Here is a 26,953-nt window from a genome sequence, read left to right on the forward strand (position 1 = left end):
TACGCAAAGAAGAGAAAAAATAATTCCACCCAATCAGACCGTTTTTGGGCAAGCCCAATTAAAACACCTTGAACAAAGCCCATTCTTTTTCTTCAATCCTGTGCCTTTAAACTTAAACCACTAAAAAACTATCATGGCTTTAGGTTATATCCACAAACAGTTTCTTTTATACAAAATCACCGATATGATGAATTTTCATCATATTGGTAGCACCTATGCTGAGTCTTGAGCCAGCAGTGATAACAACAGTATCTTTCTTTTTAAAGATTTTTTCTTTGATTAAAGTTTCATCACCATAGGCAATGAGCTGGTCCATGGATTCTGCAGCTGGACTAATATATGCGCGGACATTACGAATCAAGCTCATCTTTTGACAGGTTTTTACATGCGGGGTTAGAGCGTAAATGGGGACTTCAGGGTGCATCTTGGATAGCATCATGGCAGTATTGCCGCTTTCAGTGTAAGTTACAATGCCTTTATGTAATTTTGGATCAGCAATTTTTGCAGCTGCATTTAAAACCGAGTGTTGCGGATTTTTAGGATCATGAAAATCCGGATGCCAAGAAAAGTCACGATGACTTTCTGCGTACTTGATAATTTTAATCATGGTTTTAACCGTATCCATGGGATATTTTCCAGATGCGGTTTCTCCAGAAAGCATAACGGCATCAGTTCCGTCCCAAATGGCATTGGCAACGTCCGTTGTTTCCGCTCTTGTAGGACGAGAATTGTGGGTCATGGATTCTAGCATTTGCGTTGCGGTGATCACTGGCTTGAAGGCTTTGTTGGCTAAACGAATAAGTTGCTTTTGAATCACAGGCACTTTTTCAGTTTCTATTTCAACCCCCAAGTCACCACGGGCAATCATAATGCCATCAACAAGTTTTATAATATTATCTATACGGCGCAAAGCTTCAGGCTTTTCTATTTTGGCTATAATGGGGATATCAATCGCCAATTTTTTCATTTCTTTGCGTACAGTAATAATGTCTTTTTCAGTTTGGATAAAAGATAAAGCTACAAAGTCAACTTGGACATCTTTGAGCATTTTGATAGCCTTTTTATCTCTAAAAGTAAAAGCCGGGATATCCAGTTTTTTTCCGGGGATATTGATTCCTTGACGCTCTTTAAGTTCTCCACCAACAGTTACTTTGCAATGAATTTTTTGACCGGTAATTTTACTGACGATCAATTGTAGCTTGCCATCAGCAAGTAAAATTTTATCATTCTTTTTTAATAATGAAGGCAGCTTGGGAAAATCAACCGGTAAAATACCGTCTTTGCCTAAAACTTTTTCTGTTGTTAGAATCCAAGTACTGTTGGCCTTTAAAAAAAGTGTTTCGTTGTCTTCAAATAAGCCTAAACGCAATTTAGGTCCCGGTAAATCAGCCAGGATACCTACAGGATGATTGACTTTTTGTGCAAGCACACGAATACGTTTAATAAGCTCTGCATGTTGTTCATGGGTACCGTGAGAAAAATTGAGCCTAAAAATATTGACGCCTAATTTGATTAAGCGAGTGATGTTTTTTTCACTCCAACTTGCTGGTCCTAGCGTGGCAATAACTTTGGTTTTTCTATTCATACCGATTTCCTCGTTTTGTGGCTTAGAGTTTGAATTGGGCTCTTTTTTTGGGCTCTTTTTTTATAGTAATGAAGCATGATCCAGTCAAGCAGAGCAGGCGACATGCGTTGCAAATAGACCAACAATTTACCCCAAAAAGTCAAATAAACCCTTCTTGTATTGGATGCTATGGCATGATCTATGGCTTTGGCAACAGACTCTGCGCTGGCGCCAATTTTATTGGATAGACCTGGGTTTAAATGGGCATTGTTTGAGTTTTCTTGAAACTCTGTTTTGGTTAATCCTGGACACACCAGACTGAAATTAATGCCAAAAGGTTTCAATTCTAGGTATGCCGATTCATCTAAAGCATTGAGCGCAAATTTACTCATGCAATAGGCACTGCTTCCTGGGATAGAGCGGACACCTATAACAGAAGAGATATTAACAATATGTCCAAAGCCTTGCTGCTTAAATAATGGCGTTAACTTTTGCATCAACCACAAGGGTGCTAAAAGGTTGCATCTAAAAATACTTTCTAGGTTTTTATCATTGATTTGTTCAATAGGAGCATAGTAACCATAACCTGCATTATTGATGAGTACATCAATGCGTTTGAACTGTTGGTTGATGCACTTGGCTATTTTGCTTGAAGTGGTTTTTTTTGATAAATCGCCGACAATGCAAATAGCTTTGGCACCCAAGTGCTCTAACTCTTTGGCTAGTTGCTGTAAAAGCTGATCAGATCTGGCGATAAGCAAAAAGTTACATTTGTATTTGGCCAAACGTAAAGCCGTGGCTCTACCTATGCCTTTTGAGGCACCGGTAATGACAACGACAGATTCTGATGAAAGTTGCATGATTATTGATATACAAGGTCTGTTAAAATTGTAAATATATTGCTGTTCAAATACGATTAAGCCCGGCAAAGATCGGTTTTTGGATGATTGTATCTAAGGCTTGGTTGTATTTAGAAAACTTTTCTTTTTTTGAATCACTTAAAGCAATAATTTTATTGATTTCAGCATGTTTAAGATCGCAATCCTTTAATTCCAAAACACCCAGCATGCTTTGCGTCTGGCAGCGCTGTTGAAAAGCTTGTAAAAATAAATCTGGAGATAAAGGGATAATGTTTGAATCTAAAGTGATCCTGCTTTTTTGATTGCAGTGAACAAAGCTTAAGCGTTGATACAAAACAGTAACCACAGCCTGCATGACTTGTTTTTTATATGAAGGGGTGTTTTTTCTGTAATAGTGCCAAAGCTCAGGGCTAAAAATAGATGGGCAGTCATTCTGTAAAAGATAATCTTGTGCAAGAATTTGAGGATGAATAGCTTTAACTGCTTTGTAGCAGACTCTGCCTTGTCTATGCTTGACTTCTGCTTTTAAAACTTTAAAGCCAGTATCGTTTGTATCAGAGCTGGCATAGCTGCGTAAACGCAATTTTGATTTTTTCAACACACCATCTTGCGAGTCATGATAATTGATTAAATTAGGGCTGTCCCAATACAAGGAAGCCACCCAGTAGGGTTTTTGATCATAACAGTAATCGTCAAATTGCCAACTTGGATGGTCCTTGAGTATTGTTTTAATTTTATTTAAATGATCAAAAGAACAGGGATACTTTAACTCTATTCTTGAAGATATGCGCATGGCTGTCTAGAGGTAGATAGAAAAATCACTGGCAGAAATATTTTTATGATTAACCAGATCTTTAAGGTTTTCAAACCATTGATCAGCAGGGACTTTACCATTAAGCTTTAAGTCAAAGGTATAAAGGTTTTCATTGTTTTGCGCTTGATTGATCTGTCTTAAGTCCGCAGCCAAGACGGTTTTTTTTAAATCAGTTTTAAAGGTTTGAATCATTAAGTCTGGGGTGGAAGCTTTAAATTGCAAGGTAATCAATTGTTCGTGCGTCATGGCAAACATACTTTCACTGATAACCCACCAGAGAAAGCTGATCAGTACGGTTGATAAAATAGCCAGAGCAAAAAAACCGGCCCCGCAGGCAATGCCAATGGCCATGACAAAGAAGATGGCAACAATATCAATGATATCTTTAACGGCATTTCTAAATCTCACAATGGATAAAGCTCCAGCCAGAGAAAAAGCCCTGGCCAGGTTATTGCCCACCGCTTGCATGATAAAGGCAGCCACCATGCTAAGTAAAACCAATGATATTAAGAAGTGAAGCTCTAAGCCACGGCTGCGATGAAAGCGCTGATAAAATTTACTCACCATCATGCTCAGTATAAAACTAAGAACAATGGCCATACTTAAGCGAACCATATCAAAAGATCCCATGGGCGGAGATTGAAGTTGACTGTAGTTAAAGTAAGAAAATAACTGATCCATGCTTGACTGAGGTTATGAAAAAAAAGTGACCTTGACAAGCATTAGGTATTGTTCAAGAACTATTTTGTAAAGCAAGGTTGAAAGGTTTATATAATACTAACGATCATGTATAAACTTAATTATATAATAATGTTATGCGTATTAAATTAATAGGTTCAAAAAGATTTATTTTGCAATGGATCGTATTGGCCGTAGGTACTTTTTATATAAGTGAAAAAATTCGTTTCCACTATGATTTGGCTAGGTTTGCAACAGTTTCTCGTGACTTACGTGAAGTAAATATTCATGATAAAAAAGCGCGCAGCTTGTATCTAAAAAAGCATTCTCAAGCTAAAATATACAACGCTTTAACATGGAAGGTCACCTACCCAACCAAAATTAACTTGCCAACGATAGAGTTGAAGATCCCAGAAAATACTTTACGAGCATGGAAAAATGTTAAAGAAAAACCACATCCAGATTGGAAAAATGCTTGGGCAAAAACATGGGAAAAAAACTATCAAAATATAAAAGTTCGCATTCGAGGTGATTATTCTTATCATTGGGGAGTTGATACACCGTCAATAAAAATTAAAATGGAAAAGGGTAAAAGTTTTTTAGGTTATAGAAAGTTTAATTTAATTAACCCTAGAAGTGCAACAGGTGTCGAACGAGTTATAGGCGCTACATTAGCCAAAAAAATTGATTTATTAAGCGAAGATATTACTTTTGTTCGTGTTTTTGTCAATGGACAAAATTGGGGGCCATTTCAGTTTGTTGGAGCTTTAGAAGAAGAGTGGTTAAGGAAACATCGAGAGTTACCTGGGGACATTTACTCAGGAGAGATTGAACCCGTTGGACGTATGTTTCATCCTAATCAAGTTTTTAAGTTAGGTACAGACGTTTGGGCAGATAAAAAATTTTGGAAAAAGGTAAGCCACAATAACAATATCTTAAAAGATGACTTTTTAAGATTGGGGCAGGCTCAAAGTGTTCTGCAAGAAAGCTTTGTAAATCCTAGTAAAGATAATAGAAAAAAGTTTGAGGCGATTTTTGATGTTGAAAGCTTAGTAAAGTTAATGGCGTTAGAAAATTGGCTTGGCAGTAGGCATACGGATAGGTTGCACAACTGGAAAATTTTACATGACCCAGCTACTGGAAAATTGAAAATAATTGCTTGGGATTTGTGGGGGCATGGGCAAGGAGCAGAAGCAAAAGATATAGATCTTTTTTGGCCTTTAGCGCTACCGCAGCTTAATATTTTACGTTATTCAGATTTATATTTAAAAAAAAACCAATATTTATATCAGTTATTAAAAATAGAAGAAAAAGATAGAGTCACATCAAATACGTTAAGCTTTTTTAAAAAAAACATTCTACCTTTATATGCGCAAGCTAAAAATGTGCACCAGCCACTATGGTTTAAATTGAATGAGAACACTGGAATAGGAACAGCTTTAGAAATATATCGTGATGAGGTTTATGATGATTATCAAAGAGTTATGCAGTATGCTTTGGAACGTTCTAGAGTTATTAAGCATGCTTTAGAAGAAGTTAAAGTTGAAGCATCAATAGTTTCTGATCATCGTCAGCAAGACACTCTTAACCTGAATATTGCTGGAGAAGCTGCCATAGAGTGGGTGAGTATTGATAATCAAGTGGTGAAAAATAGAGTGAAGGGTGATGATATACAAAGAGTCTTTTATCCCAGAATTGAATTAAATGAATTTGAAAATTGGCATTCCTCATACAGAGCAATACGTGTTTCACAAAATCATAGTTATATTCTTAAAAAAGGCAAAGGTATTCAAAAGCTTGTTTTTAAAAATTTAGTTACAGGGCAATTTTTTGATGTACAGGTTGAGCAAAATAAAAATAACGGTTTTAATAGTAAGCAAAGTATACAATACAATGTTATTAGCATTAAAGATCCTAAACCAGATGTTTATATTGGGCCTGGTCGTGTTACTATAAAAAAAGATACAGTATTTTTACCAGGGCAAAAAGTAATTATTGTTCCTGGAACAACACTAAGCTTAGGTTCAAAAGTTAATTTTATTGTGCAGGGGGACTTTATAGCGAAGGGTACTTTTGATCAGCCTATAGTCATTAAGCCAATTGATCAAAGAGAAGCTTTTGGGGCTGTAGTTGTTCAATCTGCAAATAAGGCAGTGTTTGATTATTTTTCAATAAACGGTGGAAGTGGCGGTCAGTATAATGGAGCTTTGTATACCGGCATGTTATCTTTATACAATGTTAAAGATGTTAAATTAAAAAATTTTAGAGCTGAAAATAATACTGTTTATGACGATATGGTGAATTTTAAAAAAGTTCAGAGTTTTAAAATAGATCAAAGTATTTTTGATTCATCCTTTGCGGACGGCTTAGACTTGGATTATGCCACTGGTGTAATCGAAAAATCTACCTTTAGTAATACTGGTAATGATGGTGTAGATATGATGGGCAGTGAAGTTAAAGTTAGATCATGTGTTTTTAATGCAAATCAAGACAAAGCTATTAGTATTGGTGAAGCAAGTGTAGCTATTTTAGAAGAAAATAAATTTAAAAACACAGCACTTGCTCTAGCAGTGAAAGATTTATCTATTGTGCAAGATTCAAAATCAACTTTTTTAAATGTTGAGACTTGGGCGAAAGCATATCAAAAAAGTCAGTATTACTATCAAGGAGGGATTTTGATTACAGACATAAAAAACTCAATGTTGATTTCATCAGATCAAAAATCAAATATCATTAATCAACTGGATGCTTTAAAGGCCTCAAGAAATGTTGAAGTTCGAGTTCCAATGGAAAGACAAATAGACACTTTTAAACTGATACAAACTCGGTTTTTAAATCAGCAATGATGTGAAAAGATAGAACAGTGTTTCAAAAATTGGCTTAAATACAAGGTATTTATTTATTGACGTATAACTTGATCCTGTTATTAATTACTCCGCTAACAAGGTTAGCGCTCGTCTTGCACCAGGGTAAATGATGTTAGTCCTGTGGTGAGTAGCTGGAGATTTGACTAAAAATAGATCAAGGATTTTAATATTATGAACAATCAGTTTTCGGATTTAAAAGGTAAATGGGCTTTGGTTTTAGGAGCGTCTAGTGGTTTTGGAGCGGCAGTTGCAAAAAGTTTGAGTGAAGCTGGCGTAAATATTTATGGGGTGCATTTAGATCGTAAGTCTACTATGCCAGAAGTAGAAAAAACCATTACTGCGATAGAAGCCAATGGTGCACAAGCTGTTTTTAATAATATGAATGCATCTGATGCTCAAAAACGTCAAGAGGCTATTGCCCAACTTAAAGAAGTGAGTGACGGTCAAGGAGCACATATTGTTTTACACTCTTTAGCCTTTGGCGCTTTAAAGCCTTTTATTGATGAATCCGCTCTGACAGAATCACAAATGAACATGACCATGGATGTCATGGCCAATTCTTTGGTGTATTGGGTGCAAGATTTGGTTAAAGCTGAGCAATTGGCAAAAGGTGGCCGTATATTTGCTATGACCAGCGCTGGATCAGAAAGAGTTTGGAAAAGTTATGGCGCAGTCTCTGCTGCCAAGTCTGCTTTGGAATCTCATATCAGACAGCTTTCATTAGAGTTAGCGCCAATGAAAGTTACAGCCAATGCTATTATGGCCGGTGTTACCGACACTCCGGCATTAAGAAAAATTCCAGGTAATGCTGAAATGATAGAACTTGCCAGCCAGAAAAACCCTTATAAACGTTTAACAACGCCACAAGATATTGCCGATACCGTGTTAGCTTTGTCTTTACCGCATACGCATTGGCTAACAGGAAATGTTTTAGGTGTTGATGGCGGTGAGAGAATTGTCGAATAAAATTTTGCATCTCATACAATACCATCTACTTTACATATGAAGTGTAGAGTCAATAGTTAAAAACAAAGCAAGAGTGGGCTTGTCCAGACTCTGACCTGGAGCTTAGAATAAATAAAAAAGCAAAAGCCATGTTATATCGTTTTTGGCACAGGGGTGAGAAAATAAAAATGTGATTTTTGTTTTAGGGTGATACCCCATTTAAAAAAGAGCGAAGTGAGAAGCCTCTTTAGAAAGGAAACTACAATGGATCGTGTACCAATGACCGAAGAAGGTAAGAGAAACCTACAAGAAGAGCTGAATCAATTGAAAAATGTTGAAAGACCTAAAATATCTGCAGATATTGAAGAAGCGCGTGGGCATGGAGATTTAAAAGAAAATGCAGAGTACCATGCAGCCAAGGAAAAACAGGGTATGGTAGAAGCCAGAATCAGATTTTTAGAAGATCAATTTGCCCGCGCTGAAGTTATTGACGTGAACAGTCTATCCACGGATAAAGTAGTGTTTGGTTTAACCGTGACTTTGTATGATGCTGAGCAAGATAAAGAAATGAAGTACAGAATTGTTGGTGATGTAGAGTCCAATTTGGAAAAAGGTGACATTTCAATCAACTCACCGATTGCCAGAGCATTGATTGGTAAACAAGAAGGTGATATTGCACTTGTACGAGCCCCTGGGGGTGAGCGCGAGTTAGAAATTGTCAGCATTGACAAATAAGTGTTGAATGAGGATGTAATATGAGACTTTTAGCAAAGTTAGCCAAACGTTTTGTTGCCGGAGAAACTGTAGAGGATATTATTGAACCAGTCAAAGCACTGAATCAAGATAACATTGCGGTTTCCTTGGATGTTTTAGGTGAAGACATTGATAATAAAGTTGCATCGCAAGCCTTTGCCCAAGCATACCTGGATCTTTTAGATACAATTAAAGAGCAAAAACTCAATAGTAATGTTTCCTTAAAGCTAACCATGATGGGCTTGGATTTAGAGCAAGATTTTTGTGTGCAGCAAGTGGATGATATTTTGGCCAAAGCCAAACAAACCAATAATTTTGTTCGTATTGATATGGAAGGGTCATCGCATACCTCTAAAACAATCACTGTTTTTGAGCGACTGTTTGCCAAATATGGTCAGAGTGTGGGCATTGTGATTCAAGCCTATTTGCATCGCAGTAAACAAGATATAGAACGTTTGGCTGAAATGGGTGCACCCGTAAGAGTATGCAAAGGAGCATACAAAGAGCCAAAACATATTGCTTATCAAAACATGGATGAAGTTAGAGCCAATTACAAAGAGTTGGTTCAAATTTTATGGAATAAACACTGTAAAGTGGCCATAGCAACTCATGATCAATCACTGATTGACTGGGCTTTGGCTTATATTAAAGAACATAAAGTTGATAAAAGTTTGTATGAATTTCAAGTCTTGTATGGCCTAAGGCGAGTGACAATAGCCGAGCTTGCCAAGGACGGCCATCCGGTTCGAGTCTATGTTCCGTTTGGCCAACAGTGGTTGCCGTATTTTGTCAGGCGTTTAAAAGAGCGTAAAGAAAACGTTTGGTTTGTCCTCAAAGGTCTTTTTGAACGCTAAATTAAGACAGTCTTGACTAGGGTGCTTGGCTTTGTTGCCATTGGGTTTCACTGATTTTGCTTAAATGGTTCTGGTAGCGGGCGCAGACAAATAACCAATCGGATAAACGATTAAGGTATTGAATGATCCATAAATCCAGGGCTGTTTCTTGGTGAAGATCTAAGCATGCCCGTTCAGCTCTTCTGCAAACAGTCCGCGCAAAATGCAAAAAAGAAGCACATTGACTGCCGCCGGGTAAAATAAAGTTTTTTAAAGGAGAGAGTTGGGCTTGCATATGATCAATTTCTTGTTCAAGGGCTTCGATATGGCTGTTTTCAAGCTCTTGAACATAGTCACTTTTTTTAGGTGTAGCCAATACAGCACCCAGTGAAAACAACTCACTTTGTATTCGGGTCAGTTGTGTTGCAGTTTCTTCATGTTGACAAAAGCTTAGCGTGCATCCAAGCAAACTGTTAAGTTCATCGACTTCGCCATAGGCACGTACTCGGATATGGTTTTTTTGTACGCGCCCACCTGAAAAGAGTGAGGTTTCTCCGCTATCGCCGGTTTTGGTGTAAATTTTCATAACAGCTACTTTAAACAATATTGCCTATTTTTGCACGTAAACAGACTGTGGGCGTTATTTTAAAACACAAAAGATAAGATTTATTGCAAGTGCAGCTACAAATGGTATCATAATCAAGCTTTCGTGGAAGTGAGAGCATATGTGAAACCAAATCTGATTTAGTGTTTGAAGGGAGACCAGACAATGGCCTATATTATTACTGAACCATGCATAGGTGTAAAAGACTCAGCATGTGTTGAAGTGTGTCCTGTGGATTGTATTCACGGTAAAGATTCTGATGAACAATTGTATATTCACCCAGAAGAATGTATTGATTGCGGTGCCTGTGAGCCGGCATGCCCAGTCAATGCTATTTTTATTGAAGAGGAAGTGCCAGAAAAATGGCAGCCCTTTATTGAAAAAAATAAAAAATACTTTGAATAAAAATCTCTACAGTTTAGCTTTTTTAAAGCCAAGCCCTGTGCTTGGCTTTTTTTATCGCTTTTTCCCAAGCCTTTTATCGGTCAAGATCTCTCGCCTGCTTAATCCCTTAAAACTAAACAGACGCTTAACTTAGTTTCCAAAAACAATTTTCACCGACAACGCTGAATTGGAATTTTTTATACAAGGCAATGGCAGGTTTATTGGACGTGTTAACCTGTAAAGCCATGTCTTTGCCTTCTTTTTTAGCTTGCAGTAATAGCATTTGAGTAAAAAGCGTTCCCCAGCCATGTCGTCGATGCTTTTGAAAAATAAAGAGTCTCCCCATCCAAAAGCGATTGGGGGATACGATTGTATTGCCGCAAGCTCCTATAAATTGGTTTTGATGATTAAATAAAAGGTAATATTGGTTTTTATTGATATCTGACAGTTTAGGAACAGTCCAAGACGAATTTTGCTCAAGATTAAATGTTTCAAGCCATGTTTTGATCAGTGGATAATCTTTGGTTTTTGCTTTATCCATATAACCATGATTAGGCATTGAGTGTTGAATTTTTTTTTGATCAATGTGCATAAACAGATAGGGATTTTGAGCATGTACTTTTTCTTGTAAGTCATTGGGAAAAAAATTTTGCAGTTCCACAGGTCCAAAAATCATGTTGGGGTAGCCGAGCATTGAATATAAAAAGTTTAAATACTCTGTACTATGCTGCGAAGGTTGTCCATATATGTTCCAGCTGTTGTTATTGGGTGACACAGCAATAAACGTTTTTGATTGCCCTTGCTTGTCGATAAAAAATTGATATTGATTTAAATGGTCATCACTATAGCAGGATAGTAGATCACAGAAATTGCACGCTTGAAAAAAGTGTCTTTTTAAATACTTTAGTTCAGCACGTTTTCTTGGAATAGTGAGTAGTTTTTCCATTTACTGAATAAAGCAAAAAATTGTCTGAAAATAAAGCATGATTTTAAGTGTAAAATTATCATCATGGGTTTTTCTTGTCATTGTATAACTAAAAAGAGGTATGCAGCATGGCATACCTCTTTAATTATGACTAGAATCTCTTGGTAAAACAGAGTTTTACGAACAACCGCTGGTGGCGCCACAGTTTTGGCATTTGTAGCATACACCGCTACGGATGGTCATAGACCCACACTCTGTGCATGGAGGTGTGTCTTGCTGAACTTGGATAGACCAGTTAGACTCATCATGCGCCAGCTCTGCACCGGCAACTGCATTACTTGCTTCTGTTGTGGTGGTTGTTGTTGCACCATTTGTTGTACTTGTATTGAGCGCTTTTTCTGCTTGTTCAACGGCTTGTTTAGCATCTTCCGATAAAACACCAACCTGAGCTTTTTCACTTGCGCTTAAAAACTTGGACGCCATCCAACGGAAAATATAATCTACCAATGATTTGGCAAATGGAATTTCTTTATTGCTGGTCATGCCTGAAGGCTCAAAGCGAGTATGACTGAATTTGTCAATCAACACACGCAATGGGACACCATATTGCAGAGCTAAAGAAATGGCCGTTGCAAAAGAGTCCATCATACCAGAAATAATGGTTCCTTCTTTGGAGATGACCAAGAAGATCTCTCCTGGATTACCATCTTCAAACATACCCACAGTGATATAACCTTGATAACCACCCACAGAAAATTTATGAGTAATGGATTGGCGTTCATCTGGAAGATGTTTGCGGTAAGGCTTAGCTGTGACTGCTGTTGTTGCTTGTTCACTGCTGTTGTCCATTGAAGTGTTTAAAGGTTGTGAGCGCTTGCAGCCGTCACGGTATACGGCAACTGCTTTGATGCCCATTTTCCATGAATCAACATAGGCCTGAGCAATTTCTTCTTCTGTTACGGTGTTGGGTAAGTTAACCGTTTTAGAAATAGCACCAGAGATAAAGGGCTGAACAGCTCCCATCATTTTTAGGTGACCCATATAATGAATAGAACGTTCACCATTCATAGGTTTAAAGGCACAGTCAAATACGGCAACATGCTCTGCTGTGATATGAGGTGCGCCTTCAATGGTTTCTTCTTTTTCAATGTAGCCTAAAATGTCTTGACGTTGTATTTCGTCATAGCCGAGTTTTTTAAGAGCCATAGGCACAGTGGTGTTGACAATTTTTAAGTAACCACCGCCAACAAGCTTTTTGTATTTAACCAAAGCAATATCAGGCTCAACACCCGTGGTATCACAGTCCATCATAAAACCAATGGTTCCTGTTGGGGCCAAAACACTGATCTGTGAATTTCTAAAGCCATGCTTTTTACCCAAGCTGTAGGCTTCTTCCCAATCTTCTTGAGCAGCCAAATACAACTCACGATCTACCAAGTTTTGATCAATGTCGTTAACCGCATCAGCGTGTTTACGAATAACTTTTAACATGGGTTCACGGTTGTTGGCATAGCCGGCAAAGGGTTCTTTGTCTGCAGCAACCTCGGCGGATGTTTTGTATGTGTGGCCAGAAAGAATGGCAGTAATGGCAGCAGCATGCGCGCGGCCTTCATCAGAGTCGTAACCTAGACCCATAGACATCAACAAAGCACCCAAGTTGGCATAGCCAATACCCAATGGTCTGTAATCATGACTGTTTTTCTCAATCATTGGGGTAGGGTAAGATGCGTTATCAACAATAATTTCTTGAGCCAGAATGGTTGTTCTAGCGGCATGTCTGAACGATTCAATATCAAATTTACCATCAGGGCTTACATATTTCATGAGGTTCAATGAAGCCAAGTTACACGCAGTATCGTTGAGGAACATGTATTCAGAACATGGGTTAGATGCATGAATGCGATCTGTATTAGGACAGGTGTGCCAGTCGTTGATCGTGGTATCAAACTGTAAACCAGGGTCACCACAAATCCAAGCCGATTTGGAAATTTTTTCCATAATTTCTTTGGCTGGCATAGTTTCTACCGGTGTTTTGTCTACAACAGAAAGAGTTGTCCAGTTACGGTCTTCTTCCAAAGCACGCATGTATTCATCGGTGACGCGCACAGAGTTGTTGGAATTTTGGAAAAAAACAGAACCATAGGCAGGACCATTGAATGAACCGTCATAGCCAGCATCAATCAGTGCCCAAGCTTTTTTCTCTTCCATTTCTTTGCATTGGATAAAATCAACAATATCAGGATGATCAACATTCAAGATAACCATTTTTGCAGCTCTGCGGGTTTTACCACCAGATTTAATCACGCCAGCAAAAGCATCATACCCTTTCATGAATGAAACTGGACCTGAAGCTTCACCCCCACCGGCTAAACCTTCTTTAGAAGAGCGGATGCTTGAAAAATTGGTGCCTGTACCTGAGCCACCTTTAAACAACATGCCTTCAGTTTTTGCCAAGTCTAAAATGGAAGACATGGAGTCATCAACAGAGTTAATGAAACATGCAGAACATTGCGGATGCTCTTCAACCCCAACATTGAACCAAACCGGAGAATTAAAGGCCATTTTTTGGTGGACCAACAAGTGGGTCAATTCATCTTCAAAAATTTCAGCTTCTTTGCTTGTGGCAAAATAATTTTGTTTTTTAGCCCATCCAGCCATGGTTTTAGCAACGCGTGAAATCAACTGCTTAACAGAGGTTTCGCGTTGAGGAGTATTCAGTGTACCTCTGAAGTACTTTGAAACCACAACATTGGTGGCCAACATCGACCAAAACTTAGGGACTTCAACATCTTTTTGTGAGAAAACCACTTCACCTTTTTCATTAGCAATCAAAGCTTCTCGGGTTTCCCATTCAATAGCGTCAAAAGGGTGCACACCTTCTTGAGTAAAGTAACGTTTAAAATTCAAGCCTTTGCCTGTTTTTTTCTGTGTGTTTTTCTTCCGAGATGATGAGCTGGGTGTTGAGCGATTGATCACAGATGTTTCCATAGAGGTCCTCCTAAAAATAATTAAAGTATCGTCGTTAAAGCTTTTTGAGAATAAAAATCCCAAAACACACAATCATGGCGGATGAACGGTGTTTTTGGTTTACATATCTCAATGTAGGGCATTGGGTTAGGGTACATAACCATGCACTATATGTATTTTAACTTATGGCAAAATTAGCCAGTAAATCAAGTACAATTTTTAATAATTCATAAGTCTCTAGGATTAAAAAGAAAACCACTTTAAACCAAAAACCACAAAGACTTTAGATACATATAAATGTCAAACATTATTCAGTTTACAGCAAAAGCGACAAGGTCTTTTTATATTAAATAGTGTAACGCTAGTGCTTTTATAAAGCTTATCTATACTATTTTAGAGAGCAGCATTCAAAATATTTTCTTATATATTTAAATATAATTAATCATATCAGAAACATGTTCAAAATAAATGCTGGGCATACTCTTTAAAAGGGGTTTTTTGGCTGTGAAGCCAGAAAGAACAGCAATATTATCCATGCCTGCTTTTTGGGCAGCAATAATATCAACAGGGCTATCCCCAATCATAACAGCATCCTTTGCGTTTACTCCGAGGGTTTCACATATTTTTTGTAAAGGTAGAGGGTGGGGTTTTTTTACTGGATACGTGTCTCCACCTACAACCATACTAAACAGGTGTTTGATATTGAGCCCTTCTAAAATTGTGTGGCAAGGCGCTTCACGTTTATTGCTCATCAAAGCAAGTTTAGCATATTGACTAATGGTATGGAGAATATGATCAACTTTGTCGTAAAGCTTGGTGTTATGCAGGAGCTTTTCTTGATAAAAATGAATAAAATGAGGGTAAACTCTTTTAACAAGAGCTTTATCTTTGAGTAAATCTAAAAGAATTTGTCTGCTGCCTTGATGTAAATATTGTTTAAGTTCATCAATACTGGGAGGAGTGATTCCAAGTTTATTGCATGCAGCGGCGAGGCTGTTGCAAATATCCAAAGAAGAGTCAATGAGCGTGCCGTCCAAATCAAAAATGAAAAGTTGTTTTTGTTTTAAATTTATTGGGTTTTGCATAGACATTAGGGCAGAGTGTGTATAGTTTTTAACTTAAGGTCAAGACATGCAAATGTATCAACGAAAAAATAGACGATTTGTTGAGATTGAAGGGCAAGATGCAGAAAAGTTTTTGCAAAATCTTCTCAGTCAAAATCTCAATCTACTCAAAGCCAACGTAGATCAGGCAGTTTTATCCTGCCTGCTGAATCAAAAAGGCGGTGTAGAAGCTTATTTCTGGGTTAGTCTCAATCAAGACAGATATGTATTGGATATGCATAAAACCATGCTTGACGGTGTGCTGGATATTTTTCAAAGTTACAAGTTAAGAAGCCGAGTTGATTTTAATCTACTTCCTATCCAATACAGTTATTATAGCCTAGAAAAAGCAGACCTTGGAGCCCAGACACAACAGCATAAAATTACAATCAATGGCCAAATACTGTATAGATCAATTATTTTAGACAACGATAAAGTAGAAGCGTTAAATTTAGGTGTGTGGTCAGAACCGGCGTGGGAGTTATTTCGTATACAACAACGTTGGCCTAAATGGTTGCAGGATGTAAAGTCAGGGATGTTGGTTTTGCAAAGTGATTTTTTAAAACAAGGGGTGGCTTTAGATAAAGGTTGTTATTTAGGGCAAGAAACTGTGGCACGTGTTCATGCTCGAGGAGAGCGTGTGGCACGTAAGTTGTTTAATGTTAAAGCACCTTTGAACAGGCTATCAGCCGGAGATACTTTAAGTAAAGGGGATGAAAAAAAAATAATTGGAATGATAAGCAGCGTTGTTCACAGTGAAAAAAATCAAGAAGATTGGGCTTTGGCTATGCTGCACCGTGAAGCATGGGATGAAAAAACATTGGTATCGAGCGCAAACGTAAAAGTAGAGGTGAACGCATGAGTGAGAAACAGATTTTTTTTAAACAAGTTGAAATTGGGCCTATGGCTAACTTTATCTATTTGATTGGGGACCCTAAAACCAGAACAGCTGCAGTGGTTGATCCAGCTTGGGATATTGATGCCATCATCAAAATGGCAGAGCAAGACGACTATTCAATTACGGATATTTTAATCACGCATGGGCACCCAGACCATATTAATGGGGTAGAAGACATGATTGCACGCACCGGAGCCAAAGTGCACATGCACAAAGATGAAATGCCATGGTTGGGTGAGTTTAAAGAAACCGCCCTCAAAACCGATAATGAAACCTTTATCCACATTGGCGATATTCCCATAAAATGCATTCACACCCCTGGACATACGCCGGGCTCCCAGTGCTTTATGGTCAATCAGAAACTGGTATCCGGAGACACTTTATTTATAGGTGGATGTGGCAGAACTGATTTACCCGGCGGAGATCCTGAAAAACTCTATGAAAGTTTATACCATCGTTTAAGTAAAGTGGATGATGACGTGATTTTGTGCCCCGGCCATAACTATGCGGATGTTCAACAAAGAAAAATGGGCGAAGAAAAAAAAGACAATCCCTATTTGCAATTTGAAAGTGTGCATAATTTTATTGGCAAAAGAGATCCTAGCAAGTTTGAAGAAGAGTGATTTGCTCTGTGCTATCTGAGTATAGGGATATCCATCTCATGATGTGATTCACATAAAGCACTGGCAAGATCATCAATTCCTCAACCCTCATCAAAAGATTCATACGAAATAGGCTAGTGCTGGTAATGACGTCAAGTTCAGTCAAAAGCAGCGCTATGCGTGTTGCAATGGAGTGAAATGTCTAAGTGGATGAAAACCAGTTAAAAGCCTGCAAACCGTGGGGTGTAGCTTAGCTGTGAAAAGGTTTAAGTCATTCATTTTGAGAACGTGTCATTCTTTTAAGTTTTCAAGAAAATATGCCAGCACTTTTTTCAATGGCAAAAAAACACTGAATTAAACACCAATTCAATTGAGCGGTGCCTCAATCCTGACATTGACGGGGTTAGTTTTTTATCTCTGTCAGTTGACATATAAGAAATAGTTATGTTAAGTGATATACAATTAATAATTGTAATAATTAAACAATCTCACAAGGGGGCATCATGACATACATTCGAAACTTTGCTTTAGCACTTTCACTTTTGCTAGCCATCAACATCCAAGCGCAGAGCGGAGCAGAAGCAAGTAACCATGACTTTGAAAGTCTAGATACTGCTACAGCAACAGCGTTAATTGGCTATACCGAGGAAGTGTCACTTTTCACAATCAACAGTGAGGGGCAAATGATCGAGCTCACTCAGCCTGCTGTGGTAACTAATGAGGACGCTCTAAAATTGGGTCAACCTTCTTTGTTTATTCTTTCGGGTGATACTGTGCATAGCTTAGAAAAAGTGTTCATCAGCATTGAAGACGCCACTGCGGTCCGTCAAAACGCGCTAGAAAACAGAAACAGCAAAGCCGTGCCAAGCTCATTCAATGAAAAGTGGTACAAAGAATACAACAACATGCATTAAAAGTAATTTTTGATTCATCAGCATAGGCAAGATTACCGATCAAGCTTATGCTGATCAACGACCAGACTAGGCTGCAGTTAAATCTGTCTTTGCTGGTAGAGACTTTTAGTATTTAACGCTTAAAAACACACATAGCAATGAACCAATCTAATATCTGGGGGGATTATGATTTTAAAAAATACTCAAACAACAAAAGTATGGCTTATGGCTTTAAGTTTACTTCTTGCAGTCAATTACGCCAAAGCTCAAATACATACTCAAGATAAGGCTTTATGCGTGCGTGCGGACTTTGTGTTTGCGTTAGACATTTCTGGCAGTGTTTCTTCAGAAGAAACTCAAGAAGTGGTGAATGCTTTTATGACTGAGATTGATCGTTATGTTGTGGATGAAGATGCCATACGTATTGGTTTTGTTGTCTTTAATGGTGGCGTGGTTTATGAGCAGGCGCTTACTGGCGATGAAGAAAGTATAAACAACAGTATTAGGCAAATAAGCTCTCTTGCACGTGGCAATAGTACCAATATTTTAGAGGCATTGGAAAAAGCAAAACAAATGTTTGAATACTCTTTTGATGAACGACCGAATGAGATCCACAGAGGTTTAATATTACTGTCTGATGGTGATCCCATTTGGCATACTCTACAACCAAGTATGGACTATGATTTGGATGATGTTAAACAGCAATCATTCTTTTACAAAGAAGGTGTGGGAATGTTTGTGGGTCAAGATGCGCAAATAGCGCAAGAAGCAGTCATGGACAAATATCATGAGGTCATGCTCTCAAGACAAATAAAGAATTTATCAATTTATTTGGGATTTGAACAAAAAGTTAAGGTTTTTGCACTGAATATTGCAGAATCAGAGCAGCCAGTAGATGAAGAGCATTTGTATCACTTGGCCAGTCCACAACAACAAAATGATGCTGCAGTGTTTGATGAGGTGGAACACTATCTGGGAAGGTCATATTTTGAATTGCTTCAGTGGATTGATGGCTTATCCATATGCAATTAGTGCATGTTGACAGTTTGATTATAAATTTTTAAATATAATGAAAGTAGGCAAGAAAAAGAGCCGATACTTTTGATACTGTTCGGCACAAGTGAATGGCATGCCGGCATATTTTTTAGCGAAAGTTCTCTTGCTTTATATTATAATTTTAACTGCCAAGGTTGAATTTTTTACATCTGTACAAAAAAGCATACCATTTGTCTTGCAAGAATGGTAGATGCACGAGCATGAATGCCTTACGTTTTACTTTGCTCACCTTGTTTTGGGGTGGGTCGTTTATTGCTATTGAGCAGTCTTTGCATGTTTTTCCGCCCATGTTAGCCGCCAGTTTTAGGATGGGCTTTGCCGGTATTATAATGGGGCTAGCTGCAGTGATGACCAAAGCCAAAGGTTTTAGCAATATTAGAGAATTTGTATGGTATGTGCTTAGCGGTACCGTAGCCATAGGAATTCCCTGGGTCTGTTTGTTTTGGGGAGAGCAATATGTAGCTCCTGCTGTCGCCTCTATGATTAACAGTGGGGTTCCTATTTTTGTGGCTGTATGGGGAATTTGTTGTTTTCGTTCAGATAAGCCCAAGTCTCGGGAGTGGGTAGGCGTTAGTTTGGGTTTTATAGGTATTTTCTTTATTTTTTCTGGACCACTGTTTAAAACTCAAAATGTAGGAGAGCTTAAGGGTTTGTTGGCTATTTTATGTATGGCTATTTTTTATGGCTTGGGAACCAATCTTATCAAACGTTTGGGATCGTCGATGGGCCCTCGTTGGTCTATGTTTGCGCAAAGCATAGGAGGTTGTATGGTTTCTATTCCAGCAGCTTTTGTCATGGGAGAGACATGGCCCAACAACTGGTTAAATCAACCTATGGGTATTGTGTCGTTATTGTATCTGGCTGTTTTCTCCACCGCCATTGCTTGGATTTTTTACTTCCATCTGGTTCATACCTGGGGCTCAGTTAGAGCTGCCAGTGTAACCTATACGGTACCCTTGGTAGCGATTGCTTTAGACTTTTTGTTGAAAGGACATATTCCCAACTTGAGTGAGTGGTTGGGTATGGCCATTATATTTACCGGTTTGTACTGGATGCGGAGTAAACCAGTCAACAGCACACAAATAAATGATAATACAATCAAAGCAAAGCATGCAGCATGAATAAGTCTGGTAAAATAAAAAAAGAGGATTTGGACATAGAGCGTATTCGCCGTTCTGGACCAGGAGGACAACACCGTAACAAAAAAGAGACTGGAATACGTTTAACCCATATTCCTACGGGTATTGTGATCATGGCCACCACAGAACGTTCACAAAAACTCAATTTACAAAAGGCCATTGATACCCTGATACAGCGCTTAAAGAAATTAAATCGAAAACCCAAAAAAAGAATTGCCACCCAGCCCAGTAAAGCCGCAAAACAAAAAAGAATCGATGATAAAAAGAAACAATCAGAGAAAAAACAGCAGAGACAGAAAGTCAAAGTATAAAACTAAAGGTTTTTTTGGGTGAAGAAAGTTTTTCTTCACATTTATAATATTTGACTATATTTTGATCTTTAAAACATGGCTCAAAAAAAAATCTTGGTGGCAGAAGACCACAAAGATATTTCAGATGTATTGGCTGCACAATTAGCAGCAGAGTTTAAAGTCTTTCAAGTTTACGATGGTGAACAGGCTTTGGACTTTTTGCATGAACAGACAGATATTGATTTGCTTTTACTAGATATCATGATGCCCAAAACAAATGGTTTAGACGTTTGTAAGTGTTTGAGAAAAAATCCTGAGTACAAAGAGCTAGGGATTATTATGCTTTCTGCCAAATCTGACGAAGCCAGTGTAGTTAAAGCGCTGGAGTTAGGTGCAGATGATTATGTCACCAAGCCATTTCGCAGTGGTGAGCTTAATGCCAGAATTCATAACGTGCTCAAGCGCTATCATGATAGTACACAAAAAAACGATGACATACTCAAATTTAAATTTTTAACCATTGATCAGTCAACGAGAGCTGTAAGGGTGGATGGAAAAGACATTCATTTAACCAAAACTGAGTTTGATATGTTGTGGTGTTTTGTCAGTCGTCCAGATAGGGTATATACTAGAGATCAGCTTCTGGATGCCATAAAAGGCGAAGATGCTATGGTCTATGACCGCAATATTGATGTGCACATGTTTTCCTTAAGAAAAAAAATAAAACCTTATGGAAATTATATTAAAACCATACGATCCGTTGGTTACCGGTTTGTTACAGAATTAGATCAATGAAAATGATGAAACAGTATAAATACAGCACATTTATTTTTTTTATACTTATAGCTATTTTTAATCTAGGCCGGCTTTTATCTGCTCAGCAGTGGGGCTTTGTGGACTTTCTAGCTTTGCTTTTAGTGTTCATCATCAGCTATGGTTTTTATGTTTTCTTGGAAAAACGTATTGTGCAATTGAGTAAAAACATTGACTCAAAGCGCTCTTCAGACATTAGAATTAGGCACCTTGGCAGGTTGAGGAAATTTTTTTCAGGCAGTTTATTGGATGTAGAGAGTAAGGTTCATAAGCTCAAAAAAACCCAAAGAAAAATCATTGATGACTTGGCAGAAGAAAAAGACAAACTCAGTGCTATTCTTTTACAAATGGTGGATGGGGTGATGATGCTGGATGAAGAGGATAAAGTTTTATTTTACAATCCGGCCTGCAAAAAAATTTTAGGCATTGAACAACAGCATAGCATGCAAGGGGCTTTTGTTGGGGAAGTTGTATTTAGGCCACAAATATTAGAAGCCATTCAAACTTTAAAAGTTGAACAAAAGCCCATTGAAGAGCACATCCAGTTTTTTGATAAAGGTAAAGCCAAGTATGTTTATGTACAAATGCGCAGCTTGGGTCTCAAGGGTAAATCAAAAATTTTAATCAGCTTACAAGATGTTTCTAAAGATAAAACTTTAGAAAAAAACCGAAACACCATGTTAGAAAATGTTTCGCATGAGCTAAGAACACCTTTGACCGTAATTTTGGGGCATTTGGACATTTTACAAAAAGATCAGCGCAGCCAAGAACAAAAAAGTTATTCTAAAATACGTGAAAATGTAGAGCGGATGATTGTTTTAACCGAAGATATTTTAAAAGCCTCTCAATGGAAGCAACAGACTTTACAAAAAACCAACCAAGCCTTTAACCCCATGCCCAGTGTTATGGGGGTTGTAGAAAATTATCAAAACATAGCCAAAGCCAAAGGCATTGATCTTCAATTAGACAATCAGCTTGTTTCATCACAAAAAGATCAAGAGCCCTTATTTTTGATCAATGGCCATGAAGAGCAATTCTACCAAGTGATTCAAAACTTGGTGGATAACAGTATAAAGTATACGCCATCAGGTGAGGTAGAACTGCTTATCAAAAAAAATGAGCACAGCTTGGTTTTAAACATCAGCGATACCGGCTCAGGGATAGAGGCGCATGAAAAGAAAAACATCTTTAAACGTTTTTACCGGATTGATAAAGCCAGAAAAGAATCAGGTACGGGTTTGGGTTTATCTATTGTTAAGGCCTATTTAGATCAATGGGCTTCACATTGGACGGTTACTTCAAAGCCTAATCAAGGGACCACATTCAATATAGAGTTTAAAATTATCAATATCTAAAAACTATACACGGGCTTGCTGTGCTTGCTTTAGAGCAAGCGCACCCATTAAAAAAGTTAAAATAGCAATAATGATACACATCAATGAAAAGGCCGGCTTGAACTGAGCTGGAAATAGCCCAAACAACAGCAAGCCTAACAAAGGCATGCTAAACATACTGACGGCACGTAGGCTTACCTTTAAGCCAGAAGCCAGCCCCATGTTTTCTTGTTTAAAACAACGGTAAAGAATGTTGGTCAAGGGTGGAACACAGCTAATTTCCCCTAAAACGCCTATGGTTGCAGTCATGGCAATGCCCCAAGGCTCTAAAAAATAAGGGACCATAGCATGAGCCAGGCCAAACAAACTGCAGCTGAGTAAAATAGTATATTTATCATTCCAGGATTTGGTCCAGCGGGTCAGTGGCAAAGCAAACACAACCACCACGCCAGTGTTGATGGCCAAAAGAAACGTTGTCCATTTAATGGCATTGATGCCAGCTTTGCTAAAAAGCATGGGAATAACGATCGCATGAATAAAAATATTGATGTACATCAAATAATGAAAAATCAGCATGCTCCAGTTGCGTTTGAGCCAGGCTTTATCAATCACGGTAAATAGACTTTTGCGTTGTTTTTTGGCAGCAAACTTCAGCGAGTTGAACAAAAATAAAAATAGCGCAATCATGGACAAGGTTGTGATCAGGTCGCCAGTGAATAATAATAAACGATGGCTTTCCAAGAAATAAAATGCCAAGATTGAGGCACAACAAAAGCCTAAGTTATGGACAAGGTAAAGTTTAGCTGAAGCCTCTGCCCTAAGATGGTCAGGAGCTGAGGCCACCAAACTTCTTAAAATAGCGGTACTGACAATATCCAAGCTAATAATGGTTAAAATGGCACCTATAGCAATGGCAAACAGATTTTGATAGAGAAACATCAGCATCAAAATACCAATCAAGGCGCTAAAAAAAGCAAAGACCAAGGCCGATTTGCCGTAACCCTCATCAAAAGAGTTGCCAATAAACACTTGCGTGCAACCAGAGACAAAAAAGATGCCGGCTAAAAGAATGGAAGCCGTGGTGGCAGATAAATCACTCACCTGCACCAAAAACGCGGGCAACAAAGGAATAATAAAAGTCATGGCATGACTGATAAATTTCATGGCTAAAAGCTTCTTGGCATGGTTGAGGTGTGAAGGTTGCACCCAGCCTTTTTATATTGGGTAAACTTAGAAATCAATAATATGTTTATTTGAGTCTGGGTACTATATTAGATACCCAAACTCGAATATTTTTATTGGATGGTAACTTTTTCATAGGGCAACTCTATAAACTTGTTGCCGTAAGTGATGACAGCGGTGTTTGCAGTGAAAAATACAAAAGGTTTAAATATTAATGATGGCGATTGGATGATTCTATCAACTGTTTCCAAAATAATGTATTCAGCTAAGACTTTAGCATAGTATTTTCTTTGTGCAGCTGTAAATGTGTGACCATTTCTAATCATTTGATCCCAATCTGTAATTTGAAATCTTAGTCCATATGTTCTTGAGTTATAATACTCTGGAGAAAAGACTCGGTAACCATCTATCAATTGAATCTGACGTCTTGTAGATAGTGTTTCATTAATGGCTAAGGTGCCTAAACTATTATCTGATTGTCTGTACAAAACATTTGCTTCGAGAAGTGTCTGATAAAAATCAGGGTATTTTCTTTGAATGGCTTCTAAAGAATCTGATGATGCGCTTGCAATTTGTTTAGCAAAAGTATCAAAATTAGATGAAAACGTTACAATTTCCGGTACATTGTTTGTTCTACCCATCAATTCATCTAATATTTCATGGGTGGCTACGTGAAATTCAAAATGCTGATATTCATGAGCAAAAAGATGAAACTCGCCTTCTGGGTGAAGTAATATTCTCCATTCAGAATACAACCCTCTTTCCATGTTAAAGCCAGAAACAGTGGAATGCATTGCTCCATCAACAGGTAGACTCGGGTCCAGGTATAAGCTTGCTCCGTGCTTTTCCATTTTAGCAATTTTTCTTGATATATCTGCATGCTGCATTGCCGGAGCCCTAAAATGAACATTTGTTAGATTATCAGGAACTGAGTTAGGAGAAACTTTAAATACAACAGCTTGTTCAAGTGCCAAGTCTACCGTTTCTTTGCCATATCTGGCATAAAGAGCTTCTTTATCAGCCTTTGCTAAAAAATGGTTTGGTTCTACAATATAATCATCAATTCCCATTCTTTGTAAAAGCGCTTCACTGCTTTGTCTTAAATTAGCTAAGTCAGAACGAGCTAATACATTTAATACTCCGCTATGAGAAACACCGGCTATATTAGCAAAAGTAGCGTCATCAACACTTGTGTAAATATTATGACATAGTTTATTAAAAGTTATGACTATATCATCACTTTCATCAATTAAATCAGGAGCAAGGCGGTGTAACATGTTTTTTAGATTGTTGGCAGCATAAACTTTTTCTGACCAATTGTTTGGATTTTCAACTTTTTTCATCAGTTGATTCATGAAGTTTACAGTTCTATTATCGTTCAGCAATCTACCTAAGAGCTCTAATTCATCAAGCTCCATATTATGCAGCATAAGGGTTGAAGAAGACGCGTCTACTGACTTCCATTGCCGCAACATTTTTTGTGCAGTTTCGGATATGCCGCTGTTAATTAAGTCATCTAAACTTCGAGTAACATTTTTTGCATTGGATAAAACTGCATCACCAACTTGATTGGCAGCTTGGGCGCCTTGAATAAGCTTTTTCATTGTAGAAATCTCAAAAACAGTGCCGCCGACAGCTAAGGCTGTAGCGATTCGTGCTTCTATCATATTCGAATAACTTGCTCTTACTACGGCGGGATCAGCTTGATTCCCAGAGAGTAAACCAGCTTTATAGTGTTTGTGTTCGACTGTTCTATCAACCAGCTCATAGGTTGATATACCAACATCTGCCAAGCCAACAAAAAGACCAATGGTTCCCATAAGTTGTGATACAGCAAGTAGAGTTGCAGCAAGTTTTGTTCCAGCAAGAAGAATACTAACAACAGCCCCACCAACACCGGTAAGAATGAGAATGCCTAGCACAACCAAGCCTCCCCACATGAGAACATTTTTTCGAGTTTGTGAGCGTTTGTCTTCACGAATAATATTATCTAAAGCATCGGATATATCGTAGACAAAATTAGGGGATTTGTTCCAAACTTGTGCAGCCGCCGCAGAGTGATATTTTACTACATAAGTAACAATTTTATCTGGGTTACGTGAGATTGACGCATAATATGTGTCTGAAAGACTTTTATACTCAGCCCAAATTTTTCTTGTGGCAGCTTTTAATGCAGCTTTCATTGCTGCATCGTGTTCTTTAAATTGAGGCTTATTGGATTCGTAAATAAGATGTTCGTGATAACGGTCACGAACTTCTTCTGGCATGATTAGCTTTCCAACAATATTTTCCATATTATCATCAAATAAAACTAGACCAGGGCCGGAAGCAGCAGACATATAGGATGAAAAATATTTTTTATATTCCAGTGAATCTGCAGAAATAGAAAAATTATTTCTTATCTGATTTAAGTTACTTTGCGCTCTCATTAAACCCATAGAAATAACTTGCATGGCTTTTTGTCGAGGGGTTATATCCAAGGTCCAATTATTGTATTCATGCGCGACAATATCTCCAACGTAATTCGCAACAGAAAGGCACTTTCTTACATCTTCTTCATTATAAGGTTCACCATCGACACGTTGTCTATTGTTTTCAGGATCAATACAAAACTTTTGCCCAACCAGATTACCGATATTTTTTAAATAATGGTTAAAGTTTGGGTCGGTTTCTTTATCCCAAATTAAGACAAGTAACGTTGCATGTGATTGTAAAATATTTTTTAAAGCCTGGTAGTAAAAATACTCAGCAGTATTTTGTTTTTCAACTCTAACAGCACCAGCTTCTATTAAGTTCCAGCGTTGATTCCTTTTTGCACGAGTATAGTTTCTTTCTTCCTCGGTTAGTGGCGTTGGCCTACGATAACCCTGTAAATCTGAGCGGAATGCAGCCAATAGACCGTTGTAATATTTGTTATCGTCGTGCCCCTTACTGCTTAAGTCACTGATAAGTTTCGCTTTTGACCTCAAGTATTTATCAGCATGATAATGGTATCGTAGAAAGCGAATATGATCAGGGCTGCCTTGTTCAACAGAAGTTAAGATATTACCTTGAATAGACTGCTTAACTTTATCTTGAATAAGTCTATAGCCTGAAGCGAAGTCTTGATCATCAGCGATTGCATAAAGTTCTGAATATACAGAAACTGCATTAATCATCCAGTCAGTTGATTCTTGGCCACTTAAATCTTCAAAACCATATTTTTCATATATTGAACCATCATTTTCAAATAAGGTTTTTAAAATGTGGTCTTCAAATACAACAATAGAGTCCTCTTCTTGGAAGTTTTGCGCATATAGCGAAAAAAAGGCTAAAAGCACCAATGCAACAGTGTTTTTACGAAAAAAATTAAAAAGCATGATCAAATCCCCACAGCTAAAAACTTAAAAATAATGCGCGACGTTATCAAAAACTTAAAACATGTTCAATATAAATTTTTTGTAAAATCT

23 protein-coding genes are annotated in these 26,953 nt (G+C 37.9%); 13 read left to right on the forward strand and 10 right to left on the reverse strand.

The window, feature by feature from the left end:
- Window positions 1-166: 166 nt before the first annotated feature.
- From pyk to MRY82_03000, 4 genes are read right to left on the reverse strand one after another with little or no spacing between them, the layout of a single operon-like run.
- Window positions 167-1,585, reverse strand: coding sequence for a pyruvate kinase (gene pyk / locus MRY82_02985; protein MCI5071895.1), 1,419 nt, complete (start codon window positions 1,583-1,585; stop codon window positions 167-169).
- Window positions 1,582-2,424, reverse strand: a complete 843-nt coding sequence (locus MRY82_02990; GenBank protein MCI5071896.1) for an SDR family NAD(P)-dependent oxidoreductase — start codon at window positions 2,422-2,424, stop codon at window positions 1,582-1,584. Before MRY82_02990 ends, pyk begins: the two co-directional genes overlap by 4 nt.
- A gap of 46 nt (window positions 2,425-2,470) precedes the next feature.
- The gene (locus MRY82_02995; protein ID MCI5071897.1) at window positions 2,471-3,217 is read right to left on the reverse strand and encodes a VTC domain-containing protein; all 747 of its coding nucleotides are present in this window, start codon (window positions 3,215-3,217) and stop codon (window positions 2,471-2,473) included.
- A 6-nt stretch (window positions 3,218-3,223) separates the two neighbouring features.
- Window positions 3,224-3,919, reverse strand: a complete 696-nt coding sequence (locus tag MRY82_03000) for a DUF4956 domain-containing protein (GenBank protein ID MCI5071898.1) — start codon at window positions 3,917-3,919, stop codon at window positions 3,224-3,226.
- Between the two features lie 134 nt (window positions 3,920-4,053).
- On the opposite strand from MRY82_03000, the gene MRY82_03005 reads away from it, so the two are divergent.
- The 4 genes from MRY82_03005 to MRY82_03020 all read left to right on the forward strand — a co-directional run bounded on the left by MRY82_03005 (window position 4,054) and on the right by MRY82_03020 (window position 9,335).
- Window positions 4,054-6,762, forward strand: a complete 2,709-nt coding sequence (locus tag MRY82_03005) for a CotH kinase family protein (GenBank protein ID MCI5071899.1) — start codon at window positions 4,054-4,056, stop codon at window positions 6,760-6,762.
- Window positions 6,763-6,954: 192 nt separating this feature from the next.
- Window positions 6,955-7,749: an SDR family oxidoreductase gene (locus tag MRY82_03010; GenBank protein ID MCI5071900.1), complete on the forward strand. Its 795-nt coding sequence runs from the start codon at window positions 6,955-6,957 to the stop codon at window positions 7,747-7,749.
- A 243-nt stretch (window positions 7,750-7,992) separates the two neighbouring features.
- Complete coding sequence (greA, locus tag MRY82_03015) at window positions 7,993-8,463, forward strand: transcription elongation factor GreA (GenBank protein ID MCI5071901.1); 471 nt, start codon at window positions 7,993-7,995, stop codon at window positions 8,461-8,463.
- Window positions 8,464-8,483: 20 nt separating this feature from the next.
- Window positions 8,484-9,335, forward strand: coding sequence for a proline dehydrogenase family protein (locus MRY82_03020; GenBank protein MCI5071902.1), 852 nt, complete (start codon window positions 8,484-8,486; stop codon window positions 9,333-9,335).
- A 16-nt stretch (window positions 9,336-9,351) separates the two neighbouring features.
- Here the strand turns inward: MRY82_03020 and MRY82_03025 are convergent, their stop codons facing one another.
- A complete protein-coding gene (locus MRY82_03025) occupies window positions 9,352-9,900 on the reverse strand; it encodes a cob(I)yrinic acid a,c-diamide adenosyltransferase (protein MCI5071903.1) in 549 nt (182 codons plus the stop codon).
- A 183-nt stretch (window positions 9,901-10,083) separates the two neighbouring features.
- Between MRY82_03025 and MRY82_03030 the strand changes: the two genes are divergently transcribed.
- Complete coding sequence (locus MRY82_03030) at window positions 10,084-10,323, forward strand: ferredoxin family protein (GenBank protein MCI5071904.1); 240 nt, start codon at window positions 10,084-10,086, stop codon at window positions 10,321-10,323.
- Window positions 10,324-10,447: 124 nt separating this feature from the next.
- Here the strand turns inward: MRY82_03030 and MRY82_03035 are convergent, their stop codons facing one another.
- From MRY82_03035 to MRY82_03045, 3 genes are all read right to left on the reverse strand, one after another.
- A complete protein-coding gene (locus tag MRY82_03035) occupies window positions 10,448-11,248 on the reverse strand; it encodes a GNAT family N-acetyltransferase (protein MCI5071905.1) in 801 nt (266 codons plus the stop codon).
- Window positions 11,249-11,404: 156 nt separating this feature from the next.
- Entirely contained in the window at window positions 11,405-14,215 is a 2,811-nt protein-coding gene (locus MRY82_03040; protein ID MCI5071906.1) for a vitamin B12-dependent ribonucleotide reductase, read from the reverse strand.
- Window positions 14,216-14,622: 407 nt separating this feature from the next.
- Window positions 14,623-15,279, reverse strand: a complete 657-nt coding sequence (locus tag MRY82_03045) for an HAD family hydrolase (GenBank protein ID MCI5071907.1) — start codon at window positions 15,277-15,279, stop codon at window positions 14,623-14,625.
- 46 nt (window positions 15,280-15,325) lie between these two features.
- On the opposite strand from MRY82_03045, the gene MRY82_03050 reads away from it, so the two are divergent.
- The 8 genes from MRY82_03050 (at window position 15,326) to MRY82_03085 (ending at window position 22,343) form a co-directional block, all read left to right on the forward strand.
- Window positions 15,326-16,159 carry a hypothetical protein gene (locus MRY82_03050; GenBank protein ID MCI5071908.1) on the forward strand — a complete coding sequence of 278 codons (834 nt, stop codon included), beginning with the start codon at window positions 15,326-15,328 and terminating at the stop codon, window positions 16,157-16,159.
- Window positions 16,156-16,818 carry an MBL fold metallo-hydrolase gene (locus tag MRY82_03055; protein MCI5071909.1) on the forward strand — a complete coding sequence of 221 codons (663 nt, stop codon included), beginning with the start codon at window positions 16,156-16,158 and terminating at the stop codon, window positions 16,816-16,818. Before MRY82_03050 ends, MRY82_03055 begins: the two co-directional genes overlap by 4 nt.
- Before the next feature lie 482 nt (window positions 16,819-17,300).
- Complete coding sequence (locus tag MRY82_03060) at window positions 17,301-17,711, forward strand: hypothetical protein (GenBank protein ID MCI5071910.1); 411 nt, start codon at window positions 17,301-17,303, stop codon at window positions 17,709-17,711.
- A 165-nt stretch (window positions 17,712-17,876) separates the two neighbouring features.
- The gene (locus MRY82_03065; GenBank protein MCI5071911.1) at window positions 17,877-18,722 is read left to right on the forward strand and encodes a VWA domain-containing protein; all 846 of its coding nucleotides are present in this window, start codon (window positions 17,877-17,879) and stop codon (window positions 18,720-18,722) included.
- A gap of 224 nt (window positions 18,723-18,946) precedes the next feature.
- Window positions 18,947-19,867, forward strand: a complete 921-nt coding sequence (locus tag MRY82_03070; GenBank protein ID MCI5071912.1) for a DMT family transporter — start codon at window positions 18,947-18,949, stop codon at window positions 19,865-19,867.
- Window positions 19,864-20,196 (forward strand): peptide chain release factor-like protein, encoded by a 333-nt coding sequence (locus tag MRY82_03075; protein ID MCI5071913.1) that lies wholly within the window; start codon window positions 19,864-19,866, stop codon window positions 20,194-20,196. Before MRY82_03070 ends, MRY82_03075 begins: the two co-directional genes overlap by 4 nt.
- A gap of 75 nt (window positions 20,197-20,271) precedes the next feature.
- Complete coding sequence (locus MRY82_03080; GenBank protein ID MCI5071914.1) at window positions 20,272-20,970, forward strand: response regulator transcription factor; 699 nt, start codon at window positions 20,272-20,274, stop codon at window positions 20,968-20,970.
- A 2-nt stretch (window positions 20,971-20,972) separates the two neighbouring features.
- Window positions 20,973-22,343, forward strand: a complete 1,371-nt coding sequence (locus tag MRY82_03085; GenBank protein ID MCI5071915.1) for an ATP-binding protein — start codon at window positions 20,973-20,975, stop codon at window positions 22,341-22,343.
- A 3-nt stretch (window positions 22,344-22,346) separates the two neighbouring features.
- Here MRY82_03085 and MRY82_03090 read toward each other — a convergent pair whose 3' ends face one another.
- A complete protein-coding gene (locus MRY82_03090) occupies window positions 22,347-23,486 on the reverse strand; it encodes an MFS transporter (protein ID MCI5071916.1) in 1,140 nt (379 codons plus the stop codon).
- A gap of 131 nt (window positions 23,487-23,617) precedes the next feature.
- Window positions 23,618-26,863, reverse strand: coding sequence for a hypothetical protein (locus tag MRY82_03095; protein ID MCI5071917.1), 3,246 nt, complete (start codon window positions 26,861-26,863; stop codon window positions 23,618-23,620).
- Between the last annotated feature and the right edge of the window lie 90 nt (window positions 26,864-26,953).

This window comes from bacterium, from assembly GCA_022763185.1.
Lineage (GTDB): Bacteria > Bdellovibrionota_G > JALEGL01 > JALEGL01 > JALEGL01 > JALEGL01.